This window comes from Arthrobacter sp. ZGTC212 (assembly GCF_002929255.1).
GTDB lineage: Bacteria > Actinomycetota > Actinomycetes > Actinomycetales > Micrococcaceae > Arthrobacter_B > Arthrobacter_B sunyaminii.
On record NZ_PJIJ01000001.1, the window covers coordinates 118,378 to 140,109 of the forward strand.

The window sequence follows — 21,732 nt, forward strand, 5'->3', positions numbered from 1 at the left end:
GTTAGTTGTTTGCGGGACAGTTAGTTGTTTGCGAGGCCGCGCAGGATGGTGGCGGCGCCGTCTTCATACACGGTTCCGGTGACCTCGGTTGCCACTTCCAGCACTTCGGCGGGAGCTTGGCCCATGGCCACGCCGCGGGCGGCCCAGCCCAGCATTTCGATGTCATTGCGTCCATCACCCATGGCCAGGGTGTACTTCCGGTCAATGTCCAGCCTGCTGCGGACATTTTCCAGTGCGCTGGCCTTGGTGACGCCTTCGGCGGCGATGTCCAGCCAGGCGGTCCAGCCCACTGAGTACGTCACGCCGTGCAGGCCGATGGCCCGGACTGCCTCACCGAATTCCTCAGCCGTGGAATCTACGCTGAAGACCACCACGCGGACTGCTTCGGCACTGCGCAGCCGCTCAAAGTCCACCGCCTGTGCCTCCACCCCAAAGCTGGCATCCTGGAAGCGCTCGGTGGAGAGGAAGTTCCCGTGCGAATCCTCGAGGGCAAACTTGGCAGTGGGCAGCTTGATGCGCAAGGCGTCCAGGGCGGTCCGGGGATCGAACACCACCCGGTCAATCACTTCGTAGCCGTCCGGAAGGGAGGTATCCACCCGCAGGGTGACGCCGCCGTTGGAGGCCACGCAATACCCCTCGGTGATGCCAAGGCGTTCCAGGATGGGAAGGGCCGCCCCGTAGGACCGTCCGGTGGCGATAACCAGGTGATGGCCGGCGGCAATTGCAGCCTCGGCGGCTTCACGGACGCCCGCGGACATATGCCCGTCATGGTCCACCAGGGTGCCGTCCACGTCCAGGGCCACCAAATGGGGGAAGTGGTCAGGGTTCTGCCGGTCTTCGATGCCGGTGCTTGTCATAGTTGTCATCGCCTCATTTAAACAGATGGCCGCAGATCCCGAAAGGACGCGGCTCACATAAGTGCGCAGGTGGGGTGCGGAAAACAGTTCCCGTTCCGGGTGTCCGGAACAGGAACTGCCGCAGGGATGAACCCGGAACCGCGGATCGCGTTACAGGACCGGCAGGACCTCAAGTCCGCCCAGGTACGGGCGAAGGGCAGCCGGAACAGTTACGGATCCGTCCGGATTCTGGTGGTGCTCAAGGATGGCCACGATCCACCGGGTGGTGGCCAGGGTTCCGTTGAGCGTGGCGACGGCACGGGTGCCCTTGCCGTCGCCGTCCTGGCGTTCGCGGATGTTCAGGCGGCGGGCCTGGAACGTGGTGCAGTTGGAGGTGGACGTCAGCTCGCGGTAGGCGTTCTGGGTGGGAACCCAGGCCTCGCAGTCGAATTTCCGGGCGGCGGACATGCCCAGATCCCCTGCGGCGGTGTCGATCACCCGGTAGGGCAGCTCCACCTTGGCGAGCATTTCCTCTTCCCAGGCCAGCAGCCGCTGATGTTCCGCGGCGGCGTCTTCAGGCTTGGTGTAGATGAACATTTCCACCTTGTTGAACTGATGGACGCGGATGATGCCGCGGGTGTCCTTGCCGTGCGAGCCTGCCTCGCGGCGGTAGCAGGAGGACCAGCCGGCGTACCGGACGGGACCGCCGTTGAGGTCCAGGATTTCATCGGCGTGGTAGCCGGCCAGCGGCACCTCGGAAGTACCCACCAGGTACAGGTCATCTTCGGCGAGGCGGTAAATCTCGGCGTCGTGCGCCACATCGAAGCCGGTGCCCTGCATGGTCTCCGGGCGCACCAGCGTGGGGGTGATCATGGGGACAAAACCGGCCTGGACGGCCTGGTCCATGGCCATGTTCAGCAGGGCCAGTTCCAGGCGGGCACCAACGCCGCGCAGGAAGTAGAACCGGGAGCCGGACACCTTGGCGCCGCGTTCCATGTCGATGGCACCGAGCAGTTCACCGATTTCCAGGTGGTCGCGGGGGGTGAAGCCTTCGGCCTCGAAGTCGCGGGGCGTGCCGACCGTTTTGAGGACCTCAAAGTCATCCTCGCCGCCGGCGGGTACGCCGTCCTGGATCAGATTGGGGATGCGCCGCAGCAGGGCATCAGATTCAGCCTGGGCGGCGTCCGCCTCGGCACCGGCGGCCTTAACGGCACCGGCCAGTTCCTTGACCTCTGCCAGGAGGGCCTGCTTTTCCTCGCCCTTGGCCTTGGCAACGCGCTTGCCGAAAGCATTCTGCTCGGCGCGCAGGCTTTCGAAGCGGGTGCGCGAATCACGGCGCGCGGCATCGGCAGCGATGATCGCGTCCACCAGGGACTCGTCCGCCTGGCGGGCGCGCTGGGAGGCTCGGAATTTTTCGGGGTTTTCGCGGAGCTCATTAACATCGATCACGCTTCAAGAGTACCGAAAACCCGGGCGGGCACCGGCACGGGCTTCGACTAACCTCCGCCCGGGACCGGGTTAGGCTGGGAATCACTATGTCCGCACCTTTGATCGTCCTTCTTGTACTGCTGGCCGCTGCCCTGGCGGCCCTCGCAGCACGGCAGGTGGCACGACGCCGACGCCGGCAGGCTGCGAAGCGTACCGTCGTCAAGACCCTGGCGCCGGGTGACCAGCGGATTGCGCTGGTGCTTAACCCCGTTAAGGCGCAGGCTCCGGCCGCACGGACACTGTTGGCCGAGGCCTGCGAACTGGCCGGCTGGGATCCCCCTTTGATCCTGGAAACCACCCGGCAGTCTCCGGGGTACGAGCAGGCACGCCGCGCGGTGGAGCTGGGGGCCGACGTCGTCCTGGCCGGAGGCGGGGACGGAACGGTGCGGGAGGTGGCCCGGGCATTGGCCAACTCTCCCGCGGCGCTGGGGCTGCTGCCGCTGGGAACGGGCAACCTGCTGGCGCGGAACCTGGGGATTCCGGTGGCAGATCTGGCGGCGTCGATCCGCACGGCGCTGCACGGCAACCAGAGGCGCATTGACATGGGCACCATTGACTTTGATGACGCAGTCACCGGTGAACGCCGCAGCAGTGCGTTCCTCGTCATGGGGGGAATAGGCCTGGACGCCGAAGTCATTGCAGCCACTCGGGATGACCTGAAAAAGCACGTGGGCTGGCTGGCCTACAGCGAGGCGGGCGTCAGGCTGCTGCCGGGCCGCCGCACCAAAATGAGCATTTCCGTGGACGGCGAACCGCCTCAGGTGCACAAGGTCAGGAGCATCCTGTTCGCGAATCTGGGCAGGCTTCCCGCCGGTATTGATTTCATCCCCGAAGCAAAAATGGATGACGGCCTGCTGGACGTGGTCATCATGAGTCCGCGCAGCCTGGCCGGCTGGCTGTGGGTGGCGGGCAAGGTGGTGACCAAGTATCCGCGGAACATACCGGTCATCGATTACCGCCGGGCCCGGACCGTGGAAATCAAGGTTGCCCAGCCCACTGAAACCCAGCTGGACGGAGACCTCACAGGCGCTGCAACCAGTGTCCGCGTGGAGGTTGATCCCCTGGCGCTGCTGGTCCGGGCACCGTCACCGGACCAGCAGCTCCCCCGCCCGCAGAGCCCGTACACCATGGCACGGCCCTCGTTCCGGGCGGGAACGCGGAACTAGTCCTGGGTGCCCTCGGCGTCGGTGTAGCCGCCTTCGTCCTTGGACTTCCGGCCGCCGTCGGCTTCATCGCGGTCCGTGTATTCGCCCTCGTCGTCCTTGTTGAGCGACTTCGGTGAAGCCTGCTCCCGGATCAAGGCTTCTTCCTCGGCAAACCGGATGTCGTTGCCCTGGTCGCCGGCGTCTCCGCGATAGTTGTCGTCGCCGGTGGACTGGCCGCTGGGCTTGGGGTCGGTCAGCTGTTCTTCCTCATTGGGGTACTCAGACATTCGCTTACCTTCCTGATCGTGAAACAGGACCGGATTCAATCCTGCACCTTCGGCACGGAATGTATCCGCACTCATAACATCAGCATACTTACGAACACCGGAACGGGAAAAGCGGGCCCCGGAGCCGGCCGGGGACCTAGTCGGTAAGCATCAGGCGCACCGCCGTCTCCGAGGCGGAGAATCCGGCCACGGCAATGACTTCCCCGTCGAAAAACCGGTCCACCACCCGCGGGTCAATGTAGGACTTGCGGGCTATCGCCGGCGTGTTGCCCAAATGTTCCGCCACTTTCACGGCCGTGGCAGTGACGGCTTTCTGCTTGTCTCTTTTGGTGGAGACCAGGGGAAAGGCCCGGGCCAGATGCATCGCGGCCACCACGGTGGCCTGCCAGGTGCGGAAATCCTTGGCCGTAAAGTCTCCGCCGGTCACCTCCTTGAGGAAGTCGTTCAGCGACGATGCGGCGATGCTGTGCCAGGTGCCGTCGGCCCCCTCGTAGGCCAGGGCGGTGTCCGGATCGGGACGGGCAAGCATGGGTTTCAGGGCAGCCACGAGGTCCGGGTCCTCGATCAGGGTGTGCCATTCCTGCCCGCTCTTTCCCGGGAAGTCGAACCGCACCTCATCCCCCTGCACCGAAACGTGTTCAACGCGCAGAGTGGTGGTGCCGTAGGACCCGTTGACCTCCGCGTAGCGTTCCCCGCCAATCCGCAGGGCTCCGGCGTCCACAATGCGAAGGGCCGCCGCGTAGGCGCGCTGCGGTCCGGCCCCGTCCGTGCGCAGGTGCTTGGTAATCAGCCTGCGGGCGGCCGGCAGGGACTGGGCGAAGGCCAGGGACCGGTCGAACTTCTCCCGGTCCTTCAGCTCCCGCCAGTAGGGATGGTAGATGTACTGCCGCCGCCCGGCCGCATCGGTGCCGGTAGCCTGGATGTGCCCGTTGGCGTACGGGCTGATCCAGACATTGCCCCAGGCCGGCGGTATGGCCAGCGAGCGGATGCGCTCCAGGGTTTCCCGTTCCGTCAGCGGGTCCCCGCGCAGCCCGGTGTAACTGAAACCGCGCCCGCGCTTTCGCCGGGAGTACCCCGGATGCTCACAGTTGCTTCGCCGCAGCCGCACAGTGCCCTTCCCTATTGCCCGCCTTCGCAGTGCCGGTCGGCACAGTAATTCCCTGCGGAGAGGTTAGCCCCTGAGGAGCCCCTCAAGCCAGACGTCCGCGCGCCGGAACGCTTCATCGGTGTTGTGGCGCGAAACCTCAGGCTCGCGGTGGTCCGCCCGGGGATAGGAACCCAGGAATCTCAGGTTCGGACTGATCCGGTGCAGCCCTCGAAGGGCGTCGGCCATGCGTGCGTCGGAGATGTGCCCGTCCGCGTCAATGCTGAAGAAGTAATCGCCGAGGAACAATCCGGTGGGACGGGACTCAATCCGGCTCAGGTTCACTCCGCGGGCGGAGAACTGGTCCAGGATTTCCATCAGGGCCCCGGGATGGTCCTCGGGCAGCGGCACCACCAGGGTGGTCTTGTCCGCACCGGTGGGCTCGGGCAGGGAGGTGGGCAGGCTCAGCAGGACAAAGCGGGTGACGGCATCAGTGATGTCTCCAATGTCCTCGGCCACCACGGACAAACCCAGCCGCTGCGCCACCAGCGGCGAGCAGATGGCGGCGTCGTACCCCGGTTCCGCCTCCTGCAGGCCCACCGCGGCCGCAGCCGTGGAGGAGGCAGGCAAATATTCCGCCTGCGGAATATTTGCATCGGCCCAGTTCCTGCACTGTGCCCAGGCGTGTGAGTGGGTGGAGACGGTGCCGATGTCGGCCAGCGCGAGGCCGGGCCTGGCGGCCAGGACAAAGGTGATCGGCACCAGGATTTCGCGCAGGATGCGCAGCGGTTCCCCTGCGGAAATGGCGTCCAGTGTGGCACTGACACCGCCTTCCACCGAGTTTTCAATGGGCACGACGGCGGCATCGGCCCGCCCGCTGCGCACCATCTCCAACGCGGCACTGACGCTGGTGGAGGGAATCCGCTCCGCCGACTCCGCTCCCGGCACCTGCAGCAGGGCGGCTTCGGTGAAGGTGCCTTCGGGGCCAAGATAGGTGTAGATCACCGAGTCCGTGACACCGGAGCCGGCGCCGAGCGAAGCACTCATACGACGGTGGGATCCTGACCGTTGTCCGAGACCATCGGCTTTCCGGCTTCCAGCCAGGCGCCCATGCCGCCGGTAACGTTCACGGCCGAGTAGCCGTGCGACTCCAGCCAGGCGGTTGCCCGTGCGCTGCGTCCGCCGCTGCGGCAGATGACGGCAAGATCCGTGTCCGGATCAAGATCATCGAGACGGTCCGGCAGCGAATCCAACGGAATATGAAGGGCGCCGTCGATGTGGCCGGCTTCCCATTCGTAGTCTTCGCGCACGTCCAGGATCTTGGCGCCGCTGCTGATGGCGTCAACCGATACGTTTTCCATTTTCCGGTTCCTGTCCTCGGGTCAGGGGAGCTGCGGCGGTGTGCCGTCAGCAGTCCCCGGGGTCTTCTTCCTCCCAGCCTATAGTGGGAGCCCTGCCCGGAAAATAATATTCCCGCCCCCGGAGGTCACATGCCTGATCAACCTCATTCCGTTTCATCCGGAGAACTCCGGGATTTTACGGCGCTGGAGCTGCGCAATGCCCTTGCCGCCGGTGAAATCAGCGCCCGTGAGGTGACAGAGCATTTCCTGGCCCGGATCGAGGAGCTGAACCCGGCTCTGGGCGCCTTTCTCCTGACCACTCCGGAAGCGGCACTGAAGGACGCCGCCGCTGCCGATGAACGGTTTGCCCGCGGCGAGCCGCTGGGACTGCTCCACGGGATGCCGCTTGCGCACAAGGACCTTGCCGACGTCGCCGGGGTTCCCACCACGCTTGGAACGGCAGCACTGCCTGCCTATGTTCCGGAAACGGACGGCCCGCTTCCCGCCGTGCTGCGCCGGGCCGGCGCCATCAGCCTGGGCAAGACGCAGGTCCCCGAATTTGGCCTGAGCAGTTACAGCGAGAACCTGATCGGTCCTCCGGCCCGCAACCCCCTCGACCCCGCACTCAGCCCCGGCGGCTCCAGTGGAGGCAGCGCCGCGGCAGTCGCCGCCGGCATGCTGCCCTTCGCACCCGGGACCGACGGCGGCGGATCAGTTCGTATTCCGGCGGCCGCCACCGGACTGGTTGGCCTCAAACCCAACCGCGGACGCGTCCCGGCCGGATCCGGGCAGTCCGATTTGGGCCAGTTTGTGGTGGCCGGACCACTGGCCCGCACTGCCGCTGATGCCGCGCTGCTCCTGGACGCCATGGTTGCCGAGCCAAACTTTCATGCAACCTCCGCAGCGCCGGCCGGGGAAAGCTTCCTTGCCGCTGCCCAACGTGCGGAGGGCAGGTTCCGGATTGGGGTGAGCACCCTCTCCCCCTTTTCTTCCCGCTTGGAAATCACCCTGGACCCTGAGGCAGTGCAGGCACTGGAAGCCGGCATCAAAGCGCTGGCCGGCGCCGGACATGATGTCGCGGAGGCGCAACTGAGCTACGACGAGCGCTACCCGGACGCCTTCCAAACCGTGTGGACCGCCGGACTGTCCACCCTCGAACTGCCGGACGGCGGCGAGGAGCGGCTCCTGCCGATCACGGCCGCCGTGCGCCGCAGGGCACAGCAGCGGTCCGCGGCGGATCTGGTTACGGCAATCGATGTCCTGCGCCGCTTCGAGCAGGACACCATCCGCGCCTACAGCGCCTACGACATGATTCTGACTCCGGCGCTGGGTCAGACTCCGCGCCCGGTGGGCTGGTACTGGGACAGTTCACTTGAGGGCGACGCGCAGGGACTCAGGGACTATGACCTGCAGTGCCAATACTCGCCCTTCACGTCCATGGTGAACGTATGCGGGCTGCCGGCCATCACCTTTCCCACCCACCGGACCGAGGACGGGCTGCCTATGGGAATCCAGCTGATCGGACGCCCGGGCTGCGAGGCAGAGCTCCTGTCCGTCGCCGCCCAGCTGGAAAAGTGACGGAGAATCTTATCGCAGCATTTGAGAATGTCCGTCGCCCCGCCTCGTAACAGTGCAGGTCAGGCGCGCAATCCTGGTGAGACTTGTCACGTTTCGTAAGCATAGTGGCCCCTAGATACGGGAGAATTCACCCTTTACCCCTTCAAGGCGCACATATTCCGGTGCGAACATGCAATGGTGAGTTCTAATCCCAGCACCTCAGCCGCCACGCCGGCCCGCAAGTCCTTCTTTGGCCATCCCCGCATGTTGGCGAACCTCTTCAGCGTCGAGCTGTGGGAACGGTTCTCCTTCTACGGCATGCAGGGCATCCTGCTGTACTACATGTACTACTCGGTCACCGACGGAGGCCTCGGCATCGACATTGCCGTTGCCACGTCGCTGGTTGGCGCGTACGGCGGTGGCGTGTACCTGTCCACCATCGTTGGTGCGTGGCTTGCAGACCGGGTCCTCGGATCCGAACGCGTGCTCTTCTACTCCGCCGCGATCGTGGTTCTTGGCCACATCTCCCTGGCTGTCCTTCCGGGCGCCGTGGGCCTGGCCGCCGGCCTGATCCTGATTGCCCTCGGCTCCGGCGGTGTCAAAGCCAATGCGACCTCCCTCGTCGGAACGCTGTACTCGCAGAAGGATGAACGGCGCGACGCCGGTTTCTCCATCTTCTACATGGGCATCAACCTCGGCGCGCTGGTGGGACCACTGCTCACCGGTCTTCTCCAGGTCCGCCTCGGCTTCCATTACGGCTTTGGCCTGGCCGCCATCGGCATGGCCATCGGCCTGATCCAGTACGGAATGACCCGCAAGTACCTGCCCGAGGCAGCCCACCAGGTAACCAACCCGCTGCCGCGCAGCAAGTACGGCGTCATGGGCGGCGTTACAGCCGGTGCCGTGGTGATCATTTCCCTCGCGGTGATCTTTGGCCTGCTGAAGGCGGAGAATCTTGCAGTGGTGATGGCCGCCGTGGCCATCATTGCCTCCATCGCCTACTTTGTGATCATCCTGCGCAGCCCGAAGGTCGGCGCCCTCGAACGCCGCCGCGTGTACTCCTTCATGCCCCTGTTCATTGCCAGCGCCGCCTTCTGGGCCCTGTTCCAGCAGCAGTTCACGGTTGTTGCCCTGTACGCTGACACCTCCCTGGACCGCCGCATCTTCGGCTGGGAGATGCCGCCGAGCTGGGTGCAGTCCATCAACCCCATCTTCATCATCATCTTCGCTGCCGTTTTCGCAGGTGTGTGGACCAAGCTGGGCAACCGCCAGCCGTCCTCCCCGCTGAAGTTCGCCCTCGGCCTGGCCGTCATGGGCCTGGCCTTCCTGGCCTTCATTCCGTTCTCCGGCGGCGGCCCCAACAGCACCCCGCTGCTGGCCATCGTCGGGATCCTGCTGCTGTTCACGTTTGCCGAGCTGTTCATCTCACCGATCGGCCTGTCCGTGGCGACCAAGCTGGCTCCGGAAATCTTCCGGACCCAGATGGTGGCGCTGTTCTTCCTCTCGGTCTCGCTGGGCACCACCCTTGCGGGCTGGCTGGCACAGTTCTACGACCCGGAAACCGAGGTCAGCTACTTCATGTTCAGCGGCATCACGGCCATCGTCATTGGCGTGGCCCTGGCCGCCGGCACCCCGGCCATCAAGAAGCTGATGGGCGGCGTGCGCTAAGCACTCCCCCGGCCCGGTGCCAGCACCGGGAGGACGACGACGGCGGCCTTCCGCCGTCGTCGTCCTGCGTTTAACGGGGCCGCCGCGTTCAATCCCGGCGGCGGGCAGACCGCGGTTCCGGCGGTCCTTCTGCCGCCGGCGGCAATTGTTTGGCATGCTTAGGGGTATGTCTAATCGCGCCGGCACAGTTGCCCAACCCTCCGACCTCGTTGACCTGACGGCCCTTCTGGATGCCTATCAGGACCTCTCTCCGGATATGAATGACCCCTCCCAGCGTGTGGTCTTCGGGACGTCGGGGCACCGCGGTTCGTCGCTGAACGGCGCCTTCAACGAGCCGCACATTGCCGCCATCACCCAGGCAATCGTTGAGTACCGCAGCGGCCAGGGCATCACCGGCCCGCTGTTCATGGGCAAGGACACCCACGCCCTGTCCGAACCCGCCCAGAACACCGCACTGGAGGTGCTCGCCGGGAACAACGTGAACGTGCTCATTGATGCCCGCAACGGCTTCACCCCCACCCCGGCACTGAGCCACGCCATCCTGAAGTACAACAACGGCCGCACCGATCAGGCCGACGGCATCATCATCACCCCCTCGCACAACCCGCCGGCCGACGGCGGTTTCAAGTACAACCCGCCCACCGGCGGCCCGGCCGGCTCCGAAGCCACCAACTGGATTGCCAACCGCGCCAATGAGCTGCTGGAGGACGGGCTGCGGGGCGTGAAGCGGATTCCGCTTGGCGAGGCCCGGCTGGCCGACGGCGTGGGAACCTATGACTTCCTGCAGAACTATGTGGACGATCTGCCCTCGGTCCTGAACCTGGACGCCATCCGCGAATCGGGGCTGCATATCGGCGCCGACCCGCTGGGCGGGGCATCCGTGGACTACTGGGGTGCCATCGCGGAACGGCATAACCTGAATCTGACCGTGGTCAACCCGAACGTGGATCCGCAGTGGGCCTTCATGACCCTGGACTGGGACGAGAAGATCCGCATGGACTGCTCCTCCCCCTACGCCATGGCTTCGCTGATCGCGCGCGCCAACGAGTATGACATTGCCACCGGGAACGACGCCGACGCCGACCGCCACGGCATTGTCACCCCCGACGGCGGGCTGATGAACCCGAACCATTACCTCGCCGTCGCCATCGATTACCTGTACCGGAACCGTGAGGGCTGGCCGAAGGACGCCATGGTGGGCAAGACCCTGGTGTCTTCCTCCATGATTGACCGGGTGACCGGCGACCTGGGCCGCACCCTGATGGAGGTCCCGGTGGGCTTCAAGTGGTTTGTTCCGGGGCTGCTTTCCGGCGACGCGGCCTTCGGCGGCGAGGAATCCGCCGGTGCCTCCTTCCTGCGCCTGGACGGCAAGGCCTGGACCACTGACAAGGACGGGATCCTGCTGGCCCTGCTGGCATCGGAGATCACCGCCGTGACGGGCAAGACGCCGTCCCAGCGGTACCGGGAACTCACCTCCCGCTTCGGTGATCCGGAATACGCACGCGTGGACGCGCCCGCCAGCCGGGAGCAGAAGGCAGCGCTGGCCAAGCTCTCGCCGTCGGACGTCACCGCCACCACCCTCGCCGGCGAGGACATCACCGCACGCCTGACCGAAGCGCCCGGCAACGGCGCACCCATCGGCGGGCTGAAGGTCACCACGGAGAACGCCTGGTTTGCTGCCCGGCCTTCCGGCACGGAGGACGTGTACAAGATTTACGCGGAGTCCTTCAAGGGCGAGGAACACCTGCGCCAGGTGCAGGCCGAAGCCAAGGCCATTGTGGACGGGGTTATTTCCTAGCTTCGGCCAACAACAGCCGTCGTAAACGGAAGGGGGCGCACCTGCCGGTGCGTCCCCTTCCGTTTTTCCCCAGGGCCGTCAGAGCAGGCGGCGCAGCAACCTCCGTTTGAGCCCGTTGTACGGCGGATAGGCCACCTTCAGGGTGTCCAGCGCCGTGCCCTTGGTAAACACCGGGCGCAGCTGGCTGAACGTGTCAAACGTGTATTTGCCGTGATAGGCACCGGTGCCGCTGGCTCCGGCACCGCCGAAGGGCAGTCCGGGAACGGCCAGCTGCACGGTGCTTACGTTGTGGTTCACGCTTCCGGCCCGCACCCGGGCCTCAAAGGTTTTCCGCGCTGCCGCGGACTGCGTGTAGAGGTAGGACGCCAGCGGCACGGGACGGTCATTGATGAAGGAGATGGCTTCGTCCAGGTCCTTCACCGTCAGCAGCGGCAGGATCGGTCCGAAGATCTCCTCCTGCATCACGGGTGAATCCGGTGACACGTCGGTCAGGATGGTCGGTTCCAGGTACAGCGAGTTCCGGTCCCCGCCGCCGCCGGACAATATGGTGCCGCTGTCCAGCAGGCCGTGCAGCCGGTCCCAGTGCTGCTCGTTGATGATCCGGCCCAGGTCCGGGCTTTTGGCCGGATCCTTACCGAACAGCTCGGCCACGGCGCGCACCAGATGCTTGCGCAGCTTCGGTGCCGCCTCTTCGGTGACCAGTACATAATCCGGCGCCACGCAGGTTTGGCCGGCATTCAGCATTTTGCCGTACACCAGACGGCGGGCGATGGCGGCGAAATTGCCGTCCAGGACCACTGCCGGCGACTTCCCGCCCAGCTCCAGCGTGACCGGCGTCAGGTACTGGGCGGCGGCCTGCAGGACCACCCGGCCCACCCGCTCCCCGCCGGTAAAGAAGATGGAATCGAACCGCTCGGCCAGCAGCGCCGTGCTCGCTTCCTGCCCGCCCTCCACCACAACGACGGCGGCCGGGTCCAGATACAGGGGCAGCAGTTCGGCCATGGCCCGGGAGGTGGCCGGCGCCAGCTCGGAAGACTTCAGCACCGCGGCGTTGCCCGCGGCGAGCGCTCCGATGAGCGGAGCCAGCAGCAGCTGCACCGGGTAGTTCCACGGCGCAATAATCAGCACCACGCCCAGCGGCTGGGGTTCGGTCTTCGCGGAGGCGGGTTTCAGGCCCAGCGGCACGGGAACCTTGGTGCTGCGGGTCCACTGCGCTAAATGCCTGAGGGCATATTCAGTCTCCGAGACGGTGATGGAGATTTCGGTCAGGTAGCCTTCCAGCGGGTTTTTGCCCAGATCCTGCGCCAGCGCCGCACTGAGCTCGGCTTCCCGCTCGGTCAGCAGCCGAATCAGGCCCTGCAGCTGCTTTCGGCGCCAGTCCAGCGGGCGGGTGATCCCGGAATCGTAGGCGCGGCGCACCCCTGCCACCACGGAGGGAATGGACGCACCGAAAGTGCCTCCCGTGATCTCGTGTTGGGCTGTTGCACTCATCGCTTGCCCTCCGCTGCCGCAGGGGCGGCAGGACGTCCGGTGAAATGGTCCATCGACTGGTACACCTTGAACACCCGTCCTGCCACCACATCCCATACCGGCTGCGGCAGCAGACCTCTCAGGGCGCTGCCCAGCGGCACGGTCCAGGGCAGCTGGATGCGGGCCTTGCCCTCCATCAGGGCCGTCCAGGCACGGTCCACCACATACTCCGGTTCCATCAGCGGCGTCAGCAGCGGGCCGCGTGCGCCGGCAAACATTCCGGTTTTGATGTAGCTCGGAATCAGGGTGGTGACCTGAACGTGCCCATTGCCTGATTCATTCAGTTCCAGCCGCAGCGAATCGCTCCAGCCGATGACAGCCCATTTGGAGGCGGTGTAGACACTCATTTTCGGCACGGACAAGGTGCCCGACGCCGAAGCGACGTTCAGGATCCGCGCCGGGGTGCGGCGGGCAATCATCTGCGGCAGGAACGCCCGGGTGATGTGCATGGGAGCCAGCGTGTTCACCTGCATGACGGCATCAATATCGGCCTCATGGTCATGCTCCCAGAAGTACTTTCCGCGGACGATGCCGGCATTGTTGATGAGGATGTCGGGAACTCCGGCTTCGGCCAGGACGCTCTCAGCGGCGGCAGTAACTTCGGCCACGGAACTGACATCCAGGGCATAGGGGTGGACGGTGCTGCCGCCCAGGGCCCGCAAGTCCGCCGCGGTGGCCTCCAGTGCCTCGGCGTTGCGGTCCCACAGCACTACGTGAGCAGCGCCGTCGTGCACTGCCCGCTCCGCATAGAGCCTGCCCATGCCCATCGCCGCACCGGTTACAAGGACCGTGCGGCCCGCTGCTGATATGCCCATGCTGTTCCGTCCGTTCGCAGGCGGAAACCGCGGTCTCCGCCAGGTTGTCCTCCGGTAAAATAAGGGGGTTTGCAACATAACACTCCAGCTGTCATAGCCCGGTACTATTCTGCACGAACCAATCGCGGGTCTTCGAAAGGCACTTCAATGAGCAAATTCGGTACGGCCTGGACGATTCACGGAGACGGCAAAACCATCAAACCCGGAGAGTACGTTGCTCCGGATGAACGGTTGAGCTGGCCGCGGACCATCGGAATCGGATCCCAGCATGTGGTGGCCATGTTCGGGGCAACCTTCCTGGTGCCCCTGCTCACCGGCTTTCCGCCGGCCACCACCCTGCTGTTCTCGGGGATCGGCACCATTCTCTTTTTGATCATCACCGCAGGGCGGGTGCCCAGCTATTTGGGTTCCAGCTTCGCGTTCATAGCCCCGATCACGGCGGCCACCAGCCAGCACGGGCCCGGCGGGGCGCTGGGCGGAATCATCATGGCCGGCGCCGTCCTGTTCCTGGTGGGGCTGGCTGTCCAGCGGGCCGGCACCAAATGGATCCAGATCCTGATGCCGCCCGTGGTCACCGGCACCATCGTGGCGCTCATTGGCCTGAACCTCGCCGGTTCCGCGCGGGACAATTTCGAGAAGGGCCCGCTGACCGCCACCATCACAGTGGCGGCCATTTTGCTGGCGACCGTCCTGTTCCGGGGTTTCCTGGGCCGTCTCTCCATCCTGTTCGGCGTCGTCGCCGGTTACATTGCCGCCATCATCCAGGGGGAAGTGGATTTCCAGGCCATCAATGATGCCGCCTGGTTCGGGCTGCCCGAGTTCCATTCCCCCACCTTCCATTTCTCGCTCATCGGCCTGTTTGTGCCCGTGGTGCTGGTGCTGGTCGCGGAGAACATCGGCCATGTGAAGTCAGTGGCGGCCATGACAGGACGGGACCTGGATCCCTATGCCGGCCGGGCGCTGATGGCCGACGGCCTCGCGACGGTCCTGGCCGGCTCCGGCGGCGGCTCGGCGACCACCACGTACGCGGAGAACATCGGCGTCATGGCGGCATCCCGGGTCTACTCCACCGCTGCCTACTGGGTCGCGGGCATCGTTGCCATCCTGCTGAGCCTGTTTCCGAAGTTCGGCGCCATGATCGCCACCGTCCCGGGAGGGGTCCTCGGCGGCGCCGGCGTCATCCTCTACGGCATGATCGGCATTCTGGGCGTGCGGATCTGGGTGGACAACCGGGTGAACTTCTCCAACCCGATCAATCTGTCCACTGCCGGTTTGGGGCTGATCGTTGCCATTGCCAACTTCACCTGGGTTGTTGCCGGGGTGGAGTTCGGCGGTATTGCCCTTGGCACCGGCGCCACCCTGATCGCCTTCCACGGCATGCAGTCGATTGCCCGCTGGCGCGGCACCGATCCCGATGAACCCGGCGAGGATCTGGGGTCCAAACCAAGCCGCCTGGGCTAGGCGGGACTTAGCTTAAGCCCCTTCCAGCGCCTGAACGGTGGCCCGCGTCAACCAGCGCTGAGCGTGGGCCATCGCGTCGGCCGGATCCTGCACCAGGTCCAGCAGGCTGACGGCCGCCACCACGCCGTATTCGGCCAAGATGTGCGGCGGCAGGGTGATGCGGCCAGCCAGGGCCACTACCGGGATGCCGGCATCCCGTGCGCGCTCGGCCACTGACAGCGGCGCCTTGCCGTAACGGGACTGCTCGTCCAGGGATCCCTCGCCCGTCAGCACCAGATCGGCCTTCGCGAGCGCGGCATCCAGGCCCGTGAGCAGGGCAATGACGTCGAAGCCGCTTTCCAGCGTGGCATTGGTGAACGCCAGGAACGCCGATGGGAAGCCGCCGGCCGCGCCCGCGCCGGCAATATCGACGTCGACGCCGGTGGTTTCCAGCAGCAGTGCGCCCCACCGGACCAGTGCCTCGTCCAAGAGAAGCCGCGCGGTGGCATCCGCTCCCTTCTGCCCGGCAAACACGTGTGCCGCGCCCTCGCTGCCGGTGAGCGGATTGGTGACGTCGGCGGCGATGCGGATCCGCACTCCGGCCAGCCGGGGATCCAGGCCGGAGGCGTCGATGGCGGCGGCGAGGGACAGGCCTGCTCCGCCGGGCGGCACCGGGTTACCGGCAGCATCAAGGATGCGCAGCCCGAGAGCGGTAAGGGCTCCGGAACCGCCGTCGGTCATGGCCGATCCGCCGATGCCGAGGACAATCTCCGACGCTCCGGCGTCCAGCGCTTCGCGGATGAGTTCCCCGCTGCCGTAACTCGACGCGGCCAGGGACGACTGCACGGAGGGTTCCACCAGCATCAGGCCCGAGGCCCGTGCGGTTTCAATCACGGCCGTGCTGCCGGTCAGCGCCCACAGGGCGGTGACGTTTCCCCCCAGCGGCCCGCGGACAGTGGCCATGCGTTCCTGCGCACCCGCGGCCAGCGCCGCTTCCAGGGTGCCCTCGCCGCCGTCGGCCACCGGAACGAGCATCACGTCCGCCTCCGGATACACAGCGAGCACCCCTTCGGCCATGGCGGCGGCCGCCTCCACTGCGGAAAGGGAACCTTTGAACTTGTCCGGGGCTATGAGAACGCGCATGCCCCTATCCTGCCATCCCCTCCGGATCCTGCTGCGGCCAGACTCCACGCTTCGTCAGGATCTCGGCGAGCAGATCGGCGCGGTCCGACACCAGGCCGTCCACGCCTTCATCCAGCAGCCGCTCCATGTCGGCGGCCTCATTCACGGTCCACACATGCACCTGCAGGCCGGCGCGGTGACAGCGGCGCAGGAACGCCGGCGTCACCACCTTGACCGGACCCTGGCGTTCCGGCACCTGCAGGCACTGGTAGCGGCCCGCCCGGGCCAGCGGTCCCGCCAGGCCAAGGGGTGCCAGAAGCACCGTCAACGCAGTGAAAACGCTGCCCGCTGAACTCGCTGCCCGGCGGCCCGAGCGGCGCAGGATCCGCAGCGCCGACAGCCGCCGCCGGTCAGAGAAGGAGGTGACGAGCACGCGCTCATGGGCTCCGTGCTTGTCCAGCAGGCGGGCCAGTTCAGCCGATCCCGCGGCGTCCTTGATGTCCACGTTCAGGCGAACCCCCGGCAGTTCCGTCAGCAGCTGTTCGAAGGTGGGAATGGATGCGCGTCCGCCGATTCGGGCTGCCTGGATTTGCCGGTAGCTGAGGTTTCCCACCGGACCTCCGGCACCGGCAACCCGGTCCAGCGTGGCGTCGTGAAAGGCCAGGAGGACACCGTCGCGCGTGGTGCGCACATCCGTTTCCAGGTAACCGAACCCCAGGGCGGCGGCGGCACGGAACGCCGGCATGGAGTTTTCCAGGCCTTCCCGGGAAAAGCCGCGGTGGGCGAAGCCCAGCGGGCCGGAGGCGTTGAAGTAGGGGTAGCTCACCCGCGTACTTTATCCGGGAAATCCTCCGCAGCCCGGAAAGGCATGCCATTTGGGGCTGCGTCCGCCCTAGACTGTCACCACCCGATGGGCCGCTGTAGCGCGGTTCCCGGAACATCCGTGCGGTGCGGAGGTACCTGGCTTGGCAACTACATCATCCGCTGGCCCTGCTGCAGGATTCGGCCGGTCCGGCGTCAGCAGGACGCTGCTCTGGCAGGCGGAGTGGTTTCGCGGCGGCGTACGGCGGGCACCGGTAACGCTTGCCTTTCTCGCCTTTTACTGGATTGCGGGTGCAGCAACGGGAAGCCTGCGCTCCGGCCCGGGGGGCGCGCTGGCAGACTGGGTGGTTTTGTCAGCGGATTCCCTGCCGGGCCATTGGCCCGCTCTGCTGCTTTCCGGCTTCTGGGCGTCCGGGCTGCCGGGTTACTTCGCGGCAACCGTGCTGATCCTGGGCGCCGGACTCCCCTCCGAGCGGCTGATGGGATCGGTGCGGTTCGCCCTGGCAGCAGTGATATCCCAGGTCCTCGGCGCGCTGCTTGCCATTGGTTTCGCCCACACCGCAAACGCCATACCCGGGGAGTGGTCACGGGCGCTGGAATCAGAATCCTTCGTGGGGCCGGTGGCCCTGGCCTGCGGCACCCTCACGGCACTGAGCGCACGACTTTCCACCCTGTGGCGGCGCCGGCTGCGCGTGGGTCTCCTTACCCTGTTGGCGCTCCTGGCCCTGTACGGCGGGTCGTTTCACAGCGTCACCGTTCTGGCAGCGGCAACCGTGGGCGCCGTCGGCGGTCCCCTGCTCTTTGGCCGGCTGCCGCGCTGGCCCGGGCGGCTGGCCTCCACCCGCAGGGAAGCACGCGTCCTGGTGGGTCTGGTGGTCTTTGCCTCGGCTGTGGGCCCGGTGATTTCGGCCCTCAGCTCACAGGCTGTGGGTCCGCTGGCAGTCCTGCGCTATCTGTTCACCAATGTGGAGATTACGGACCCGCAAACCCTCGCCCAGCTCTGCGGTGATCCGGGGCAGGCCGTGGACTGCAGTTCCGCCAAGCTGCAGCTGCGCGCCGGGCCCGCGGGTTTCTTCCTGGCCGTTCTGCCGCAGATACTCCTGGCCGTGTTCTCCGACGGACTGCGCCGGGGGCGCCGGTTCGCGTGGGCGGGCGCGCTGATCCTGCAGGGCGTGATGACGGTTCTGGCAGGCCTGCGCGTGATCCGCTTCCTTGGAGGCGACACTGCGGGAAACCGTTATGAACTGGGAACGGCACAGAATGCCCTGGCGCTGGGACTGCCATTGCTTGTTCCGCTGGCGGTGCTGGTGCTGCTGGCCGCGACGCACCGCCTCTTCACCGTTTCGGCGCCGGCGGGAACCTACCGCAGGTTCGCGGTCCGGGTTGCCGGGGCGGCGGTTGTCCTCAGCATTGTCTACGTTGCCGGCGGCCTCCTGGACCGGGACGGTTTCATGCCCCGTGCTTCGGCATCACTTCTGATAGCGGACCTGCCCAAGCGCTTCCTTCCGGTCCTGGAACTGACTTCCGCAGTGCCGGGGGTGCTGCCCGTGACGCTGTTCACCGACCTTCTATATGAGGGGGTGGGAGTTCTTTTCTGGGTTTTTGTCTGCGTGATGCTGCTGGGGTCCTGGCTGAAGCCCGCGCACGCACCCGAGGCCGGAGACGAAGGCCGGGCGCGTGAACTGCTGATGAAGCACGGCGGGAGCACCATGTCCTGGATGACGCTTTGGCCCGGGAACACGTACTGGTTTGCGCCGTCTGGAGATTCCTACGTGGCGTTCCGCCCGGGGATGGGCGTTGCCCTCACCGTGGGTGAGCCGGTGGGACCGCCCGAGGACCTGCGGGAGACCGTCGAGGGGTTTGCCGCTTACTGCACGGCAAACGGGTTGGCGGCGTGCCTATATTCGGTGACATCGGAAACGGAGAAGATCACCGCGGGGCTGGGTTTTTCCCGCCTGCAGGTGGCCGAGGAAACAGTACTCCCGCTGGGAAAACTGGAATTCAAGGGGAAGAAGTTCCAGGACGTCCGCACCGCCATGAACCATGCCCGCAAAGCCGGGATCGAAGCACGGTGGATCAACTACTCCACCGCCCCGCTGGCGGTCATCGATCAGCTTCATGCCATCTCCGAGGAATGGGTGGCGGATAAGAAAATGCCGGAAATGGGCTTCACCCTGGGCGGCCTTGACGAGGTGGATGACCCGGAGGTGCGCTGCCTGCTGGCGGTGGACCGGGACGGCACAGTGCACGGTGTCACCTCGTGGCTGCCGATCTACCGGGACGGCGCTGTTGTGGGCTGGACGCTGGACTTCATGCGCAGGCGCAGCTCCGGGTTCCGTCCGGCCATGGACTTCCTCATAGCCTCGGCCGCGGTTTTGCTGCAGGACGAGGGATACGAAACCCTCAGTCTCAGCGGTGCGCCGCTGGCCCGCTCCCGCCGAGCCGGCGAGAGTGAGGCGCCGATCCTGGACCACGTCCTGGATTTACTCGGGGCCACCCTGGAGCCGGTGTACGGTTTCCGTTCCCTGCTGGCCTTTAAGGCAAAGTTCCAGCCGCAGTACGTGCCTCTCTACATGACCTACCTTGACCCGGCGTCCCTGCCCGCCATCGGGAACGCAGTGGCCCGGGCCTACCTGCCGGAGGTCTCGCTGAGCCAGAGCTTCACCCTGATGCGCCGGATTGTGGACGGCGTTCGGTGAACTCTGTCTCTTTGCTGACCGGCGTTCTCCCTGCGGTGCTGCTCGTCCTGGGAGGATTGTCGCTGGTGGGGCTGGCGGCCGGCAGACCCCGCCATCTGCTCGTGGTGGTTCCGCTGGCGGCCATGGCTGCAGCCGTTATCACCTTCATCCTCTTCCTGATGGCCGAATCAGTCTTCCACTGGTGGAACGCGGCCTTTCCCCGAATGCTCTACGTATATGCCGGACTCGGAATACTGGCTGTCATCCTTGCCGTGCTGCGGATTCGACGGGTGGACGCGGCGTGGGACCGGTTCCTGGCAGTGACTGCGGCGTCGCTGGCGCTGACAGCCGTAGCGGTCACCGTCAATGCCGCCTACGCCCAGTATCCAACACTGGAATCCCTGATCAGTCCGCCCCGTCCGGTGGATGAAGCGCTTCCCACCCGGGACCCTGCGTCGGCCGCCGGGCTGCCCGCCACCACCGACGCGAACTGGACCGCTCCGCCGGACATGCCGGCGGAGGGCAGGATTTACGCGGCGGACATTCCCGGTACCACCTCCGGTTATGCCTCCAACTCCGCACTGATCTATCTCCCTCCCGCCTATCTGGCCCAGCAGCCGGCGGTCAACCTGCCCGTCCTCGTCCTCATCCACGGCCAGCCCGGCTCCCCCAATGACTGGCTCGTGGGCGGACAGCTGCTGGATATGATGGACACCTTTGCCGCAAAGCACCAGGGGCTGGCTCCCGTGGTGGTCATGCCCGACGCGTCCAACGCGGACAACACCAACTGGCCCCTCTGCCTTGATTCGGACATCAGCTCCTCGGCGACCTATCTGGCCGTGGATGTCCCTGCCTGGGTACGGCAGAATCTGGCAGCAGGACTCAGCGGAGGCAGCCAGTGGGCGGTGGCAGGGTATTCCTACGGCGGCACCTGCGCCATGCAGCTGGCCGCCAACTATCCTGACGCCTATCCCACGTTCATCGACATCGCCGGAGAGGCAGAGCCCAGCGTTGTGCAGGGCCGGGATTTCCTGATCAGCACCTATTTCGGCGGGAACGAGTCCCGGTTCACGGCCCAGAACGCCCTGGACCGGCTGGCGGCGCAACCGTTTCCGGATTCCGCCGGCATCGTGGCTGTGGGCGCCGATGACTCCGTGTACACGCCCGAGGGCCGTCGGGTCTATGAGGCGGCAAAAGCCGCGGGCATGGATGTGGCCCTCCAGGTGCTGCCCGGCGGACACTCCTGGCAGGTCTGGAAGGCCGGGCTGGCGAACAACTTGGATTGGCTCTGCCGCCGGTTGGGCATACTGGTTTCATGACGGATGACTCAGCTGGACGCCCTCCCCCGGACCCTCTTGACCGCCGCCGGCAGCAGCCCGGATCCGGACCCGCTGCCGGGTTGGCTTCGTTTCTGCACCGCCTCGCGCAGTGGACATCCCCGCGCGCGGCCCTGCTGATCACCCTGGCACTGGGGCTGATTCCGGCCGTGCTGCTGACGCTGGGTTCTGCTGAAGTCTATGAATCGGTGGTGGAGTCCGACGGCGTGGCTCTGTTGGACCAGCCGGCACTGGATGCGGCGCTGGCGGTGCGGTCCCCCTGGATGAACTCGGCCGTGACCGGGTTCACCAACCTGGCCGGCACCGTGGGCATGCCCATCCTGGCAGGGGCAGCCATGCTGATACTGGCCTGGCGCTGGCGGTCCTGGACTCCGGTGCTGCTCATGGTGTCCGCAGCCGCAGGGTCGCTGCTGATGACGGTGGCAGGGAAGGACCTCATCGGCCGGATCCGGCCTCCGCTGGCGGACGCCGTTCCGCCCTACGAACACTCGGCGTCGTTCCCCAGCGGGCATTCGCTGAATTCGGTGGTGATCGCCGGCATGGTGGCCTACCTGATCCTCCTGCGGCTTGAGTCGCACTGGGCCAAGCTGCTCACGGTGGCGGCCGCCGCTGTTTTTGCTTTGGCCGTGGGCCTGAGCCGTGTATATCTGGGTCACCACTGGTTTACCGATGTCCTGGTGGCCTGGACACTGGGACTGGCCTGGCTGGCGGTGGTGATCACTGTCCACCGGGTGCTGCACTCGCGCCGGGCGGCAGCTCTGGGCGTTGACGCCGGCCCCTAAAGG

18 protein-coding genes are annotated in these 21,732 nt (G+C 66.1%); 8 read left to right on the forward strand and 10 right to left on the reverse strand.

What is annotated here, in order from left to right; genetic code table 11:
* Positions 1-20: 20 nt before the first annotated feature.
* Positions 21-866 carry an HAD family hydrolase gene (locus CXQ89_RS00650; protein ID WP_104053545.1) on the reverse strand — a complete coding sequence of 282 codons (846 nt, stop codon included), beginning with the start codon at positions 864-866 and terminating at the stop codon, positions 21-23.
* 141 nt (positions 867-1,007) lie between these two features.
* Positions 1,008-2,285, reverse strand: coding sequence for a serine--tRNA ligase (serS, locus tag CXQ89_RS00655; protein ID WP_104159964.1), 1,278 nt, complete (start codon positions 2,283-2,285; stop codon positions 1,008-1,010).
* 86 nt (positions 2,286-2,371) lie between these two features.
* Here serS and CXQ89_RS00660 point away from each other — a divergent pair, with 86 nt between their 5' ends.
* Entirely contained in the window at positions 2,372-3,490 is a 1,119-nt protein-coding gene (locus CXQ89_RS00660; protein WP_104159965.1) for a diacylglycerol kinase family protein, read from the forward strand.
* Here CXQ89_RS00660 and CXQ89_RS00665 read toward each other — a convergent pair.
* The 4 genes from CXQ89_RS00665 to CXQ89_RS00680 all read right to left on the reverse strand — a co-directional run bounded on the left by CXQ89_RS00665 (position 3,487) and on the right by CXQ89_RS00680 (position 6,201).
* Positions 3,487-3,756 carry a hypothetical protein gene (locus CXQ89_RS00665; protein WP_104053542.1) on the reverse strand — a complete coding sequence of 90 codons (270 nt, stop codon included), beginning with the start codon at positions 3,754-3,756 and terminating at the stop codon, positions 3,487-3,489. The two genes, CXQ89_RS00660 and CXQ89_RS00665, sit on opposite strands and share 4 nt — an antisense overlap.
* Before the next feature lie 136 nt (positions 3,757-3,892).
* Positions 3,893-4,864, reverse strand: a complete 972-nt coding sequence (locus CXQ89_RS00670; RefSeq protein ID WP_104159966.1) for a DNA topoisomerase IB — start codon at positions 4,862-4,864, stop codon at positions 3,893-3,895.
* A gap of 63 nt (positions 4,865-4,927) precedes the next feature.
* Complete coding sequence (gene pheA / locus CXQ89_RS00675; RefSeq protein WP_104159967.1) at positions 4,928-5,887, reverse strand: prephenate dehydratase; 960 nt, start codon at positions 5,885-5,887, stop codon at positions 4,928-4,930.
* Positions 5,884-6,201 carry a rhodanese-like domain-containing protein gene (locus tag CXQ89_RS00680; protein ID WP_104053539.1) on the reverse strand — a complete coding sequence of 106 codons (318 nt, stop codon included), beginning with the start codon at positions 6,199-6,201 and terminating at the stop codon, positions 5,884-5,886. Before CXQ89_RS00680 ends, pheA begins: the two co-directional genes overlap by 4 nt.
* 129 nt (positions 6,202-6,330) lie before the next feature.
* Between CXQ89_RS00680 and CXQ89_RS00685 the strand changes: the two genes are divergently transcribed.
* The 3 genes from CXQ89_RS00685 to pgm all read left to right on the forward strand — a co-directional run bounded on the left by CXQ89_RS00685 (position 6,331) and on the right by pgm (position 11,203).
* Complete coding sequence (locus tag CXQ89_RS00685; protein WP_104159968.1) at positions 6,331-7,758, forward strand: amidase; 1,428 nt, start codon at positions 6,331-6,333, stop codon at positions 7,756-7,758.
* Positions 7,759-7,932: 174 nt separating this feature from the next.
* Positions 7,933-9,405 carry a peptide MFS transporter gene (locus CXQ89_RS00690; RefSeq protein WP_104053537.1) on the forward strand — a complete coding sequence of 491 codons (1,473 nt, stop codon included), beginning with the start codon at positions 7,933-7,935 and terminating at the stop codon, positions 9,403-9,405.
* Positions 9,406-9,571: 166 nt separating this feature from the next.
* Entirely contained in the window at positions 9,572-11,203 is a 1,632-nt protein-coding gene (gene pgm, locus CXQ89_RS00695; protein ID WP_181032186.1) for a phosphoglucomutase (alpha-D-glucose-1,6-bisphosphate-dependent), read from the forward strand.
* Positions 11,204-11,281: 78 nt separating this feature from the next.
* Here the strand turns inward: pgm and CXQ89_RS00700 are convergent, their stop codons facing one another.
* Both CXQ89_RS00700 and CXQ89_RS00705 read right to left on the reverse strand, forming a co-directional pair.
* Entirely contained in the window at positions 11,282-12,694 is a 1,413-nt protein-coding gene (locus CXQ89_RS00700) for an aldehyde dehydrogenase family protein (RefSeq protein WP_104159970.1), read from the reverse strand.
* Positions 12,691-13,548 carry an SDR family oxidoreductase gene (locus tag CXQ89_RS00705; protein ID WP_104053534.1) on the reverse strand — a complete coding sequence of 286 codons (858 nt, stop codon included), beginning with the start codon at positions 13,546-13,548 and terminating at the stop codon, positions 12,691-12,693. The genes CXQ89_RS00700 and CXQ89_RS00705 overlap by 4 nt, the downstream gene beginning before the upstream one ends.
* A 147-nt stretch (positions 13,549-13,695) precedes the next feature.
* Between CXQ89_RS00705 and CXQ89_RS00710 the strand changes: the two genes are divergently transcribed.
* Positions 13,696-15,009 (forward strand): uracil-xanthine permease family protein, encoded by a 1,314-nt coding sequence (locus CXQ89_RS00710; protein WP_104159971.1) that lies wholly within the window; start codon positions 13,696-13,698, stop codon positions 15,007-15,009.
* A gap of 12 nt (positions 15,010-15,021) precedes the next feature.
* Here the strand turns inward: CXQ89_RS00710 and CXQ89_RS00715 are convergent, their stop codons facing one another.
* On the reverse strand, positions 15,022-16,131 hold the full coding sequence (locus tag CXQ89_RS00715) for a glycerate kinase (RefSeq protein ID WP_104159972.1): 1,110 nt from the start codon (positions 16,129-16,131) through the stop codon (positions 15,022-15,024).
* A gap of 4 nt (positions 16,132-16,135) precedes the next feature.
* A complete protein-coding gene (locus CXQ89_RS00720) occupies positions 16,136-16,936 on the reverse strand; it encodes a glycerophosphodiester phosphodiesterase (RefSeq protein ID WP_104159973.1) in 801 nt (266 codons plus the stop codon).
* Between the two features lie 139 nt (positions 16,937-17,075).
* Between CXQ89_RS00720 and CXQ89_RS00725 the strand changes: the two genes are divergently transcribed.
* The 3 genes from CXQ89_RS00725 to CXQ89_RS00735 are packed head-to-tail and all read left to right on the forward strand — an operon-like array spanning position 17,076 to position 21,729.
* Positions 17,076-19,631, forward strand: a complete 2,556-nt coding sequence (locus tag CXQ89_RS00725; RefSeq protein WP_219815553.1) for a bifunctional lysylphosphatidylglycerol flippase/synthetase MprF — start codon at positions 17,076-17,078, stop codon at positions 19,629-19,631.
* On the forward strand, positions 19,628-20,929 hold the full coding sequence (locus tag CXQ89_RS00730; RefSeq protein WP_104159974.1) for an esterase family protein: 1,302 nt from the start codon (positions 19,628-19,630) through the stop codon (positions 20,927-20,929). Before CXQ89_RS00725 ends, CXQ89_RS00730 begins: the two co-directional genes overlap by 4 nt.
* The gene (locus tag CXQ89_RS00735) at positions 20,926-21,729 is read left to right on the forward strand and encodes a phosphatase PAP2 family protein (protein ID WP_104159975.1); all 804 of its coding nucleotides are present in this window, start codon (positions 20,926-20,928) and stop codon (positions 21,727-21,729) included. The genes CXQ89_RS00730 and CXQ89_RS00735 overlap by 4 nt, the downstream gene beginning before the upstream one ends.
* Positions 21,730-21,732 lie beyond the last annotated feature (3 nt).